The following is a 12843-nucleotide window of genomic DNA, read 5'->3' on the forward strand; positions in this document are numbered from 1 at the left end:
TTAGTAGCCTTTATCCAAGTTTATCTCATTTTTTACAAGTTCTTGTTTTGCCAAAAAATGTTGGAAGTTCGCTAAGAAAATGGCCATAAATGCCTTTTGAAAATGGGGCGTATGCCCTGAGATATGGGGGGTTATCAAAAGGTTTTCGATGTGCCATAACGGATCATTTTCGGGCAATGGCTCTTCTTCAAAAACATCCAGTGCGGCAAATGCTATCTGCTTTTTTTCTAGGGCTTTTGCTAATGCAGTGGTATCCACACTAGGCCCACGGCCGACATTATAAAAAGAAGCAGAAGGTTTCAATTGTGCAAAAAAGTCTTCGTCATACAAATGTGTGGTTTCTTCTGTCAGGGGAAGAATATTGATGACGCAATCAGCGGTTTTTGCGCAAGCGTGTAAGTCAGATAACGCAAACGTTTTTTCAAAACCTGTCACGTCATGCCCGCTAGTATTGATACCAATAGGACTTACACCAAAAAAGGTCAATGCTTGAGCTAACTTTTGGCCAATTTGTCCTGTACCAACGATCAAAATCTCTTGGTCCGACAATTTTGTATAGTGAATTGTATTCGGTGACCATTGCTGTTTTCTCTGTTGCTGAATTGCTTGGAAAATCCCGCGGTTTTCCATAAATAGTAGAGCCAACAAATGGTCTGTGATCGATTCGGCATGGATGCCGCTGCCATTAGATAAGCGAATATTGTATTTCGCAAACTCTTTTAATGGTAAGGTGTCTACGCCAGCTGAAATCGCTTGGACCCATTTCAAATTTGTTTTCTCCGTTAGCAGGTAGTCCTTCCATTCCGACTTCCAACCAATGGTGATTTCTACTTGTGACCAATCAATTGCTTGGTCCTTTGTGTACACAAGAAATTGATAGTCTTTTTCGATTTGTTTCACATATATGTCGCGAAACTCTCGAGTAGCTAAGATTATTTTTTTCATTGCCTAGCCTCCTTTTAACATAAGTGTAGCAAAGAATGAGAAAAAAACCATGTTCAAGGAATTGAACATGGCTTAGATCAGGTTTTAAACTGAATTTTTGGAGAATGTTTGACCCCTTGTGTGAATAAGAATAAAGAACCAAACAAAATAAAGGTGGTTGCATCGAAGGAAGGCAATAGTAGTTGTACGATTACACTAATAAGCGTAGGCAATGCAGCACTTACGATTAGAATCTTTAAATTTTCAAAGAAGGTATAGGAGAATCGTTTTAATCTTGTATAGATCGTTGCAATAAAGGTCCCCATCACTAAGGTGATCAGCAAGCTGACAAATGATGGATACAATGCAACAAAAAAGACAATGAGTTTGATTAGCCAGGGGATCGCTTGGTTTGATAGCGCTTCTCGAATCGCCTGACCGTTAAGATTGCGCAGCGCAGGCTCACTGTAATCAAATTCTAATTGATTAGAATCTAACATTGACGTCGATAAGCCAGAAGAGGGGATACGGATGACCAGCTGATCTTTTAACAAGCCAACAGCGATGACAGAGCCAGTGACATCAGATGCAATATCTGCTGGCGTACGGTTGCCATCTGGATCGAAAGTAAAGATGATCGAATCGGTTTGATAAATGAAACCTTGCGTATCCGACGCTGCAGCAAGCTGCCCATTTGCAATCGTAAAATCTGGGATCGATTCGCCTATTTTTTGTCCGTCTGCTTGCACATCGCGAAAGACACCTAATACATTGATGGTCATCGGTACCGCGATAAGCACGGAGGCGCTTAATAGAAAAACGATTACTTTGGAAAATTCTGCTTTTTTGACAAATTTTAAATCAGGTATTCGGAAAAAAGCAATTTTAAATAGTTGGACGATAGTCATTTGCTGATGAACTCCTTTGTGGTATAACTAGAGTAATTGTAACGAAGGGTTCTTTGAATTACAAGGAATTCACAAAAAAAGAACCAATTATCGTAGGAATGAATAAATAAAGAAATGAAAGTAGGCAAAAGAATGCAAAAGTACAACGAATACAAACAGTTCTTGCAGCAAAAAAAGTTGTGGGAGCCGATTACGTATTTATTTTTTGGTGGATTAACGACTGTAGTCAACATTGTCGTCTATCTCATTTTTCGTGAATGCTTGAAATTCTACTATGATATATCAAATATTAATTTTAGTCTTCTTTTATGTGATGAATATTGAGGTTACTTGAATTTTAATTGGACGTGTAAAAGCATGGATGAAGCTATTATAACAACAATTTTCCAAAATGTTACCTCACTGACTTGACTGAGTTTGACAAATTTATATAAGGCACTTTTTAGCTTTGCTATCAAAATCATTTCAACTCTTTCTCTACTGTTTTAACAAAAATGATTGTATGGAAGTTGAGAAAATAGTATAAGAAGCTCTCCAAGGTATTTATGAATGAGTGTAAAAAGAAGTGAGAAAAAGATAAACTTATGAAAAAATTCGTATATTAATTACTTATAGGATATAATGTGATATAGAAAAAAGCGTTAATATAATAGGAGTGTTCTTTTTGAAATTTTATTTAAGGTTTAAAGAGACATTAGAAGAAAGAAAATTGTGGAGCCTTTTTATTTATCTTTTTTTTGGTGGCCTTGCAACGATTGTTAATATTGTGACGTATTTTATTTGTATAGAATGGCTCTTTCTGCACTACTTATTGGCAAATGGAATCTCTTGGGTAGCTTCCGTTTTATTTGCATTTGTAACAAATAAATTATGGGTGTTCCATTCAAAGACAGAAGGCAAGTTAGATCTTTTAGTTGAATTTGCTAAGTTTATTTTTTATCGTGTCCTTTCCCTAGGGATGGATATGGGGGTGATGTATGTCATGATCGATTTAATGGATACAACGAATTTAACGGCAAAAATTATTACTCAAATCATTGTTGTCCTCGCTAATTATTTATTTAGTAAATTCCTGATATTTAATCAGGTGAAAATAAAAAATTTTGAAGCAAATGATGAAAGATAGTAAGCATATTTTTTGAACAAAGTCTGATAGTCTGATAATGTTACTTATGTAAACATTATCATTGAGGAGGAATTTTTTTATGACTTACACATTACCAGATTTACCTTACGCATACGATGCATTAGAACCATACATTGATGAAGAAACGATGCATTTGCATCATGATAAACACCATAACACTTATGTAACAAACTTAAACGCAGCGATTGAAAAACACCCTGAATTAGGTGAAAAAACAGTTGAAGAATTATTAGCTGACTTTTCTTCTGTGCCAGAAGATATTCAAACAGCGGTTCGTAACAATGGCGGCGGCCATGCTAACCACACGTTCTTCTGGGAAATCTTAGGCCCAAATGCTGGCGGTGAACCTACTGGAGCTATCAAAGAGGCAATTGACGAAGCTTTCGGCAGCTTTGAAGACTTCAAAGAAGAATTCAAAACGGCTGCAACCGGACGTTTTGGTTCAGGTTGGGCATGGTTAGTCGTTAAAGATGGCAAATTAGCAATCACCTCAACAGCGAATCAAGATTCACCATTGATGGATGGCCAAACACCTGTTTTAGGTTTAGATGTTTGGGAACATGCGTATTACTTGAAATACAAAAATGTTCGTCCAGATTACATCAATGCTTTCTGGAGTGTTGTTAACTGGGACAAAGTAAACGAATATTTCGCAAAAGCTTAAACAATTTACTAGAAAGAAGCCTGCTAAAAGGCTTCTTTTTTTGTGGATAGAAAGAATCGTTTTGATATTGCTAACGCTTACATAATCCGCTATAATAAAGGCGACGGAATCGTCGGATTATAATTATTGGAGGCTTTACACACTATGGAACATGGGAAAGTAAAATGGTTCAACAACGAAAAAGGGTTTGGTTTTATCACAGTTGACGGTGGCGATGATGTATTTGTTCACTTTTCTGCCATTCAAGGAGACGGTTTTAAGTCACTTGAAGAAGGTCAAGAAGTTGAATTTACGATCGTTGAAGGTGCCCGCGGACCTCAAGCAGCAGAAGTGACCAAAGTCTAAATCAGAACGGAAAAGCTGAGTAAGCCCTCAGCTTTTTTAATTTGCTATTTCTCGCCATATTTGGTATCTTCAATACATTAGTAAGACTAGGAAGCGAAGAGGGATAAGCATGAAACGAGTAATTACTTACGGAACATTTGATTTATTGCATTATGGACATATCAATCTTTTGCGTCGTGCAAAAGAGCAAGGCGATTATTTGATCGTGGCACTATCAACGGATGAATTTAATTGGAACGAAAAACAAAAAAAATGCTACTTTTCTTATGAGAAAAGAAAGCAATTGTTAGAAGCGATTCGGTATGTGGATCTAGTGATTCCTGAAGAAGGGTGGGCACAAAAAGTTTCCGATGTCAAAGAATATCATGTGGATACCTTTGTTATGGGAGACGATTGGGCTGGCAAATTTGATTTTATTCAAGAAGAGACCGATGCTGAAGTGATCTATCTAGCTCGGACTCCGGAAATATCAACTACTCAAATCAAAAAAGATTTGAAACTTAACAATTAAAAGGACTATTATAAAAAAAGCATCTTTTACAGATGTTTTTTTTATTGAGCCCAACTTCAAGAAATTAAGATTTTATTACTAGTTTTTCATTGATTATTTGTTCAGAACACAAAATATGGTATGATGTTTTGTGAGTTGACTCGATCAATTAGAAATTCTATGAGAATGGATGAAGAAAGTGGAAAAAGAAATCAAAGTCCGTGCAACTTTAGTGACGAAAGAATACGACTTATATAAAAAGAAAGCGGATAAAGTTAAAGCGCTATTCAAGTTCTATCATCGCAATGTTCCTCGATTTTGGGCATTAAAAGGGATCAGCTTCGATGTGAAAGCCGGCGAATCAGTAGGGATCATTGGAATCAATGGTTCTGGGAAATCAACTTTATCCAACGTAATCAGTGGGATTATCCCACCGACATCTGGTACGATGGAAGTAAATGGTGACACCTCGATTATCGCAATCGGTGCGGGGTTAAAATATCAGCTGACTGGGTTAGAAAATATTCGGCTCAAAGCATTGATGTCTGGAATGACTAATAAAGAAATTGATGAAAAAATGCCTGAGATCGTGGCCTTTGCTGATTTGGGTGACTTTATCAATCAACCAGTTAAAAGCTATTCCAGTGGGATGAAATCACGGTTAGGCTTTGCTATTGCTGTTCATAATGATCCAGATATTTTAGTTATTGATGAAGCTTTGTCTGTCGGTGATGAAACTTTTTATCAAAAATGTGTGGATAAAATCATGGAATTTAAAGCAGCCGGAAAAACCATCTTTTTTGTCAGTCATGCTTTAGGACAGGTAGAAAAACTGTGCGACCGAACGATTTGGATGCACTATGGTGATTTACGGATGTTTGGTCCTACTGAAGAAGTAATGGCTGAATATCGCAAATTCATTGATTGGTTCAAAAAGCAGCCAAAGAAAGAGCAAAAAGCGTATCAAGACAATTATAAAGAAGACCAGAAAGCCTTTAATTTGGAGAAATTAGCAGAAAAAAGCCGTGAAGATCACTTCTTGCAACAACAAAATCTTTCGGACCAAATGATCCAAAAAAACTTGAAACGTACACCTTTAGGGGAAAAAATGAGCTGGCCAACCAAAGGGATCCTAGGTTTGGTAGTAGCCGCAACGATATTTTGTTCGCTGGTTTCTTTTAGTGGGCGTTCGATTACTTACGCAATTAAGAATCCTATTGAAACGATTAGTCAAGTTTTCAAATAAAGAAGATGTTTCTTTGTTTAGTTCATATAGAAAAGGAAGAAGTTTGTGAAAGAGATTGCTGCAGTTATAAAAGAACAATTTAAAAATGCGGGGATTATTTTTCGGATGTCCCGTTATGAAGATAAAGCAACCTATCAAAGTCACTATCTAGGTTTAGCTTGGCAGATTTTAAATCCCGCTATTCAAGTAGGAATCTATTACTTGGTTTTTGGTCTAGGCGTTAATCAAAACGGAAATGTTGACGGCGTACCATTTATTATCTGGATGTTGATTGGGATCACGGCATGGTTTTATATTAGTGCGTCAATCTTAGGAGCCTCGAATAGTATTCACCGACAAGTAGGAATGGTAGCGAAAATGAAGTTTCCAGTCAGTATTCTACCATCGATCAATATTATAAGTAATTTATCATCCTACATCCCTATGGTGGCAATCGTGGTAGGTTCGTTATTCATAGCTGGTGTGACGCCAAGTATCTATTGGTTACAATTTATTTATTACTTTCTTGCGATGATTGTTTTCTTATTTGCATTTGGTCTATTGAACGCCACAATAACAGTACTAGTTCGAGATTATCATATTTTCTTACAATCAGTACTTCGTTTATTATTCTATGTTTCAGGACCTATTTGGAATATCAATAATCGTAATTTACCAGATTGGCTAATTAAAGTGTTACATTTAAATCCAATTTACTATTTAATCGAAGGATTTCGTGATGCTTTCCTTTCTCGTGCATGGGTTTGGGAAAAAACAACTTATACACTTATCTTCTGGTGTCTAACTTTGATGCTTCTTATTTTAGGAAGCCATCTGCATATGAAGTTTCGTGCTCGTTTTGTGGATTATATTTAAAAAAGTGACTATTTGTGCTGCACTCTCTAACTTAGAGGGTGCACTTTATTTTTGTTTTATTTTTGTTTATTTCAAAGAAGTTACGGAAGGATTAAATATGAAGTTGATGCATGATAGCGATTGCTGAAAGATGCGTTTTGTGGGAAAATTTATTTGATGAGTGAATTTTTACTGGTGAGGTGTAAGATGCGGAGATATCAAAAGGTAATTTTAGGTATTTTAGTCGTGTTAGTGGTTGGAATCATTGGAGTAACGATCTACGGGATGCAGGTTTATCAAGAGACGAATGCCACTTTTAATCAAATCTCTCACGCTGTTGATCGGAAAACAGACAAACGAGAGGAAGCGATCAGCATTGAAGATCGAGATCCGTTTTCCATTTTGCTAATGGGAATCGACACTGGGGCTTTAGGGCGAACCGAACAAGGTCGTTCGGATAGTATGATGGTGGTGACGGTCAATCCAGAAAAAAAACAGTCAACGATCATTAGCCTTGACCGTGATATTTACACACAAATCGTTGGGTACAATACGATCGATAAGCTGAATCATGCTTATGCTTTTGGTGGGGAGGCCATGGCCATGGACTCTGTTGAAAATCTCTTGGACATTCCTATCGATCACTATGTGACGATCAATATGCAGGGTATGCGGGATCTGATCGATGCAGTTGGGGGCATCGAGGTGACAAATGCTATCGATTTTACTTTAGAAGGTGTTCATGTCCCTGAAGGGCGAATTACTTTAGATGGTAAGACAAGTCTGGCTTATGCAAGAATGCGAAAACAAGATCCGGAAGGGGATATCGGTCGCCAAAGACGGCAAAGAGAAGTGGTTACGAAAATTCTTCAAAAAGTTATGAGTCTGGATGGTATCAGTAATTACCAAAAGATTCTTAAGGCGGTTGAAAAGAATTCGAAGACGGATCTTACGTGGAATGATATGATGGACATCGGTACCAATTATATTCCTGCTTTTACGACCATCAAGCAAGAGCAACTCCAAGGAGAAGGGCAACTGATTGGTGGGGTATATTATCAGCTATTAGGCACGAATCAGTTATTGTATACGCAAAATTTATTAAAGGAGCAGTTGCAACTTCCGACGAACGAGGGTTTGACCCAAGGCGACGAATTTACTAACGGATCGCCTAATTATCAGTTATACGACGACAGTCTGACCTTTTCAGAAGAAAACTCAACAACTGGAGAGTAGCTAGTTTCTTTAGAAGCCTAAAAAGTAGGATGACCGAAAGTCCTCCTGCTTTTTAGTTTTCCACAAAAGCACCAACGGAAATCTTGTTTCACGAAACCATCAAATGAAAAAACATAAGAAAGCTTAAAAAAACAATTTTTTCATGAAAGAATGAAAATGAAACATTCAAACTGTGAAACATTTACTCGGATTCACGCTAATTTTTATAGTTTTTTCTAAGGATTAATGGATATTTTTTGTTTTTTCTGTTTCGAATCGAATTTTTTGGTAAAATAGGACAGTAGTCATTATAGATTGGAAGGATAGATGAGATGAAGAATTTGAAAGATAAAGTTGTCCAAGGGATACGCAAGGGGCCAGAAGAACCAAAGGCTAAATCGTATCGCAAATCTCATGTTCCATTTCGATTGAACTTTTTGTTTTTTATTATTTTTGCTTTGTTTGTGTCCTTGATCGTTCAATTAGGCTATCTACAGATCGTCAATGGCGACAATATTGAGCAGCAGTTGAAAGCTTCATCTGTAGTGGAAGTCAAAGGAAGCGCCCCTCGGGGAATGATCTATGACGCTTCTGGAAAAGCGCTGGTGGAAAATCAAGCCAATGCAGCAATCACATTTACCCGCGGAAACAAAATGACCGCTCAAGATTTGTTAGAAACGGCCAAAAAATTGAGCGAGTTGATCGAAGTACCTGTGGACAAAAACTTGTCTGATCGTGATCTTAAGGACTTTTGGTTGGCCGATGAAGAAAATCTTGAAGCAGCAACTGACCGATTGAGTGATGAAGAGCGTTCTTTAGGTACTTCTGAACAATATGCGGCAACCGTTGATAAAGTGACAGAAGATGAAATCAATTTCTCTGATGCAGAATTAGAAGCAGCCACGATTTTTAAGCGGATGAATAGCGCCCAATCTTTGAGTACGGTCTTTATTAAGACGTCGGATGTGTCTGACCGTGAATTAGCTATTGTTGCTGAAAACATGGTCGATTTACCGGGAATCTCCACCGGTACCGATTGGACGAGAAACATCGTTGAAGGAAGTTCTCTGGCTAGTTTGATCGGAACGGTGACCAGTGAAGAACAAGGAATTCCGGAAGAAGTTTTGGATGAATTTTTAGAAAAAGGCTATGCTCGTAATGATCGAGTTGGACGTAGTTATTTAGAGCAGCAGTATGAAGAAGTCTTACAAGGCACAAAATCCATTTCTGAGATTTCCCTTGATAACAATAATAATATTGAAAGTCAAAAAGAAACCTTTGCTGGGGCAAAAGGGGATAACCTTGTATTAACATTAGATGCTGAGTTTCAAGCGAGAGTTGATAAAATCTTGCAAGACAATTTCCAAAAACTGATTGATTCTGGGGCAGCAGAATATTCTCCAGGGGTTTACGCAGTGGCGTTAAATCCAAAAACCGGCGGCGTTTTGTCAATGTCCGGCTATCATCATGACACAGGTTCAAATGAATTGCAGGAAAATGCCATTGGTACCTTCATTAATTCCTTTGTACCAGGGTCCGTTGTCAAAGCAGGGACTTTGGCTGCTGGCTGGGAAAATGGGGTCTTAAATGGCAATGAAGTGTTATTGGATCAACCAATCAGAATTGGCTCCGATGTAAAAGCCTCAATTTTCAATCCAACTGGGGCAAATAATCGTAACCTTTCTGCGGAGCAGGCGTTGGAAGTTTCTTCTAACTCCTATATGATGCAAGTCGCTTTACGTTTGATGGGCATCAATTATCAGTCAGGTATCTCGATTCCAACAGTGGATCGTCAAGGGGATGTCTATGAAAAACTACGTTCATCTTTTGCCTCTTTTGGTATGGGAACTGAAACTGGGATCGATTTACCGGGAGAAGCGACTGGTATCAGCACATCGATCGATAATATGGACCCCGTCAGTGATGGTGGGAAGATCCTTGACTTGGCTTTTGGTCAGTTTGATACCTATACCACGTTGCAGCTGGCACAATATGCAGCAACCGTTGCTAATGGTGGCAAAAGATTGCAGCCTCATATCGTCGACGGTATTTACGGCAATGATGAAACTGGCGGTCTTGGCTCACTGATTGAAGAGATCGAACCAACGGTATTGAATGAAGTTGGTTTAACAGATGCTCAAATGCAAATTGTTCAAAATGGATTTTATGATGCAGTTCATGGAACGGATGCTTGGGCAACTGCCAAAGGCTTGGCTTCTGCGAAAATGGAGGTCTCTGCCAAAACAGGTACTGCCGAAACACCAATTGTGGATAGTAATGGCAATACCATCAGCTTAGTTAACCTAAACATCGTTGCCTACGGGCCAAGCAGTGATGCGGATATTGCGATTGCGATCGTAATGCCTCAATTAAAAGGCGACACAGATACCCATCCAAATATTCAAATCGCCAAAGAGATCATGGATGCTTACTACGACTTATATATGAAATAAGCATAAAAAATCGCAGTGAAGACTGCGGTTTTTTTGTTTTATAAGAAAACTGATAGAAAACCAACATTTAGTGAGAAAGACTTGCTATTTTTGAATGATTGGCTTAGAATACTAGCGGTCAAGAGATAATTTTGATTTGCACGTTAAATAAAAAGATAAACTGATGATAAAAGGGGTAAAAAACGTAATTATGAACAAGGAATGTTTAAGTAAGCAAGAACTAATGAAGCAGTTGGGACAATTTACACCAGCTGAAAAAAAGGAGATTCGGGATTATTTGCAACGGAAAAATCCATTGCTTTTCCGAAAATTTGAACGAATGAAACACGATTTATATCGCTTGGAATCACGGCGTGTCCAATGCGAGATTGAAAATAACGAAAAGGAGTTAGGTCTTCTAAACGACAAGATCCTTTTAAAAAAAGAAGATTTTCTTGAGCTGTTATTAGCCATTCGAAAGAAAAGAGGGTAATGGATGGAATTTATTGAACTCGTCATTATCATTGCAATTCTTGTCACATTATCAAATGTGGCGAGCAAAATATTGCCCTCAGTACCGATCTTTTTTATTCAAATCATCTTAGGAATTTTATTAGGTCTTACAGAAATGGGTCAAGAGATCGCCTTTGAACCGGAAATGTTTTTAGTAATGATCATTGGTCCATTGCTATTTCGAGAAGGGGAACGAGCAGATGTACCTGAGATCCTAAAAAACAGCAAGATCGTGCTGTTTTTGGCTTTTGGTGGCGTTTTAATGACGCTGTTTGCGGTCGGCGGAACCCTCCATTGGTTGATGCCGACGATACCTCTGGCTGCTTGCTTCGCTTTCGGGGCTGCGTTAGGACCAACTGATGCGGTGGCAGTCTCCTCATTAGCAAAGCGTTTGAAAATTTCCAAAAACATTATGCATATTCTTGAAGGCGAGGGCTTACTGAACGATGCTTCGGGGGTTACCGCATTACAGTTTGCTATCGTGGCTTTGACTACCGGGAGTTTTTCAGCAGCCAACGCAGGCTTCCAACTTCTTTTCTCTAGTATCGGTGGCGGGCTTGTCGGTTACTTGATAGTATGGCTGAAACGCCGGATTTTACGTTTTATTGAAAAAATCTCGGCACAAGATGTCACAGTATACTTATTGATTGAACTGCTCTTGCCATTTGCTGCCTATTTGCTGGCAGAAATGATTGGCGTCTCAGGGATTATCGCAGCAGTTGTGGCAGGTGTAGCCCAAGCCCAAAGAAAACGCCGGATCTCGTTGTTTGATGCAGAATTAGCGAACATTTCTGAAAGCACATGGTCGACCATTGTCTTTACATTGAACGCATTAGTGTTTCTCTTTCTAGGGATCGAGTTGTCACAAGTCTTTTCACCGATCTGGGAAAGCAAAAACTATGCAAACTGGCATCTAGTCATCACGATTTTAGTCGTCACAGCGGTGATTTTCCTCGTACGTTTTATCTTTTTACTATTTTATTATTGGTTCTTACAGTCAAAAAAACAAGTATCCATGAATCAAGTCGCCTTGTTGACCTTTGGTGGCGTCAAGGGAACAGTCAGTTTGGCAGCCATCTTCATTTTACCGGTGATGGTGCATGAGACACCGTTTCGGGAACGGAGCTTGCTCCTGTTTTTGACCGCCTGTGTAATTTTGCTGACATTGATCATCAGCGTGATGGTCTTACCTTATTTGGCAGATGGTGAAGCTGCCGAAAGTGTCGACTTCAATCACTTGCTGATCTTAGAAGACGTCATCGAACAATTGGAAGCAGAAGAAAAACAAGAGCTTTCTGATAAAGGTCGCTTAGCGATCGATGCTGTCATCAATTCCTATGAAAATCGTCGTTGGGAATTGTATCGCAATAGTTTGACTGATTCAGAAAAACAAGAAATCCAAGAAATTCAAGGATTGATCTTATCGATCGAACAAGACGGCTTGGATGAAGCTTATCGAAATGGGAAAGTCAGCCTAAATGGCTATCGTTTTTATTCACGCTTTATTTCTCAGCAGCAGCATTCCCTCGCAAAACAAATTCTCTCATTCTTTAGTTTTTGGCTCTTCTTTATTCAGCGTTTTATTCGTGTACTGATCCATCCACGTTTGTTTTTACAGCGGCAGCAGCAACTGAAAGATGCCTTGAAACAACGAGACATTTCTGAAGTACAAAAAATCTACTTAAAAAACAGCGAATACATTTTTCACAGTTTGAGCAATTTAGAAGATGTTTATGATTCCTCGCTGATCAATTTCTTTATTCGTCAACGAGAAATGAGCATCAAACGGTTTGAACATAGCAATTTCATTGAAACGATCATGATTGAGCAAGACCCGATTTTTGTTAAGAAAGTCCTTTGGGGCTATTATCTTGAGCGCAAGACGATCGATGAATATGAAGTGGCTGAGAAAATTTCAACGATTTCTGCAAATGAGTACCGACGCAATGTCAATCTGTTAGAATCGTATGCGATGTCTCGAGCGGAAGAACAACCGAAACAGCGGATGTTCCGCCGATAATATGTCTCAAAAGGCGCGCAACTTGATGCACGTTTTATGGAGTGTCTCCGTCAGGTTATTCCTAAAAGATGATCAACATCGATGATCAGAGGGAATAAACTGACG

12 protein-coding genes and 1 pseudogene are annotated in these 12843 nt (G+C 38.6%); 11 read left to right on the plus strand and 2 right to left on the minus strand.

The window, feature by feature from the left end; translation table 11 throughout:
- Both IGK85_RS05710 and IGK85_RS05715 read right to left on the minus strand, forming a co-directional pair.
- Positions 1–945: a phosphoglycerate dehydrogenase gene (locus IGK85_RS05710; protein WP_008379613.1), complete on the minus strand. Its 945-nt coding sequence runs from the start codon at positions 943–945 to the stop codon at positions 1–3.
- Between the two features lie 77 nt (positions 946–1022).
- Complete coding sequence (locus IGK85_RS05715) at positions 1023–1832, minus strand: DUF1189 domain-containing protein (RefSeq protein WP_008379616.1); 810 nt, start codon at positions 1830–1832, stop codon at positions 1023–1025.
- A gap of 114 nt (positions 1833–1946) precedes the next feature.
- On the opposite strand from IGK85_RS05715, the pseudogene IGK85_RS05720 reads away from it, so the two are divergent.
- From IGK85_RS05720 to IGK85_RS05770, 11 genes and pseudogenes are all read left to right on the plus strand, one after another.
- Positions 1947–2123 (plus strand): annotated as a pseudogene (locus IGK85_RS05720) (GtrA family protein); the annotation flags it as partial.
- A gap of 373 nt (positions 2124–2496) precedes the next feature.
- Positions 2497–2958: a GtrA family protein gene (locus IGK85_RS05725; RefSeq protein WP_008379619.1), complete on the plus strand. Its 462-nt coding sequence runs from the start codon at positions 2497–2499 to the stop codon at positions 2956–2958.
- A gap of 79 nt (positions 2959–3037) precedes the next feature.
- Positions 3038–3643 carry a superoxide dismutase gene (locus tag IGK85_RS05730; RefSeq protein ID WP_005236898.1) on the plus strand — a complete coding sequence of 202 codons (606 nt, stop codon included), beginning with the start codon at positions 3038–3040 and terminating at the stop codon, positions 3641–3643.
- A gap of 144 nt (positions 3644–3787) precedes the next feature.
- Positions 3788–3988 carry a cold-shock protein gene (locus IGK85_RS05735; RefSeq protein ID WP_005229578.1) on the plus strand — a complete coding sequence of 67 codons (201 nt, stop codon included), beginning with the start codon at positions 3788–3790 and terminating at the stop codon, positions 3986–3988.
- 109 nt (positions 3989–4097) lie between these two features.
- Complete coding sequence (gene tagD / locus IGK85_RS05740) at positions 4098–4499, plus strand: glycerol-3-phosphate cytidylyltransferase (RefSeq protein ID WP_008379620.1); 402 nt, start codon at positions 4098–4100, stop codon at positions 4497–4499.
- 169 nt (positions 4500–4668) lie between these two features.
- Complete coding sequence (locus tag IGK85_RS05745) at positions 4669–5724, plus strand: ABC transporter ATP-binding protein (protein WP_008379621.1); 1056 nt, start codon at positions 4669–4671, stop codon at positions 5722–5724.
- A gap of 45 nt (positions 5725–5769) precedes the next feature.
- On the plus strand, positions 5770–6579 hold the full coding sequence (locus tag IGK85_RS05750) for an ABC transporter permease (RefSeq protein WP_008379622.1): 810 nt from the start codon (positions 5770–5772) through the stop codon (positions 6577–6579).
- Between the two features lie 186 nt (positions 6580–6765).
- Complete coding sequence (locus IGK85_RS05755; protein ID WP_008379623.1) at positions 6766–7794, plus strand: LCP family protein; 1029 nt, start codon at positions 6766–6768, stop codon at positions 7792–7794.
- 311 nt (positions 7795–8105) lie between these two features.
- Positions 8106–10226 carry a peptidoglycan D,D-transpeptidase FtsI family protein gene (locus IGK85_RS05760; protein ID WP_008379624.1) on the plus strand — a complete coding sequence of 707 codons (2121 nt, stop codon included), beginning with the start codon at positions 8106–8108 and terminating at the stop codon, positions 10224–10226.
- Positions 10227–10416: 190 nt separating this feature from the next.
- A complete protein-coding gene (locus IGK85_RS05765) occupies positions 10417–10698 on the plus strand; it encodes a hypothetical protein (RefSeq protein ID WP_008379625.1) in 282 nt (93 codons plus the stop codon).
- 3 nt (positions 10699–10701) lie between these two features.
- Entirely contained in the window at positions 10702–12738 is a 2037-nt protein-coding gene (locus IGK85_RS05770) for a cation:proton antiporter (RefSeq protein ID WP_008379627.1), read from the plus strand.
- Positions 12739–12843 lie beyond the last annotated feature (105 nt).

Origin of the sequence: Enterococcus sp. AZ015 (assembly GCF_050499225.1) — a bacterium.
Lineage (GTDB): Bacteria > Bacillota > Bacilli > Lactobacillales > Enterococcaceae > Enterococcus_D > Enterococcus_D entomosocium.

What these genes read in the sequence shown, in the direction of transcription:
- IGK85_RS05735 (WP_005229578.1), top strand. Translation starts at nt 3,788, where the DNA reads ATGGAACATGGGAAAGTAAAATGGTTCAACAACGAAAAAGGGTTTGGT.
- IGK85_RS05765 (WP_008379625.1), top strand. Translation starts at nt 10,417, where the DNA reads ATGAACAAGGAATGTTTAAGTAAGCAAGAACTAATGAAGCAGTTGGGA.
- IGK85_RS05715 (WP_008379616.1), bottom strand. Translation starts at nt 1,832, where the DNA reads ATGACTATCGTCCAACTATTTAAAATTGCTTTTTTCCGAATACCTGAT.
- IGK85_RS05755 (WP_008379623.1), top strand. Translation starts at nt 6,766, where the DNA reads ATGCGGAGATATCAAAAGGTAATTTTAGGTATTTTAGTCGTGTTAGTG.
- tagD (WP_008379620.1), top strand. Translation starts at nt 4,098, where the DNA reads ATGAAACGAGTAATTACTTACGGAACATTTGATTTATTGCATTATGGA.
- IGK85_RS05760 (WP_008379624.1), top strand. Translation starts at nt 8,106, where the DNA reads ATGAAGAATTTGAAAGATAAAGTTGTCCAAGGGATACGCAAGGGGCCA.
- IGK85_RS05770 (WP_008379627.1), top strand. Translation starts at nt 10,702, where the DNA reads ATGGAATTTATTGAACTCGTCATTATCATTGCAATTCTTGTCACATTA.
- IGK85_RS05745 (WP_008379621.1), top strand. Translation starts at nt 4,669, where the DNA reads ATGAAGAAAGTGGAAAAAGAAATCAAAGTCCGTGCAACTTTAGTGACG.
- IGK85_RS05710 (WP_008379613.1), bottom strand. Translation starts at nt 945, where the DNA reads ATGAAAAAAATAATCTTAGCTACTCGAGAGTTTCGCGACATATATGTG.
- IGK85_RS05730 (WP_005236898.1), top strand. Translation starts at nt 3,038, where the DNA reads ATGACTTACACATTACCAGATTTACCTTACGCATACGATGCATTAGAA.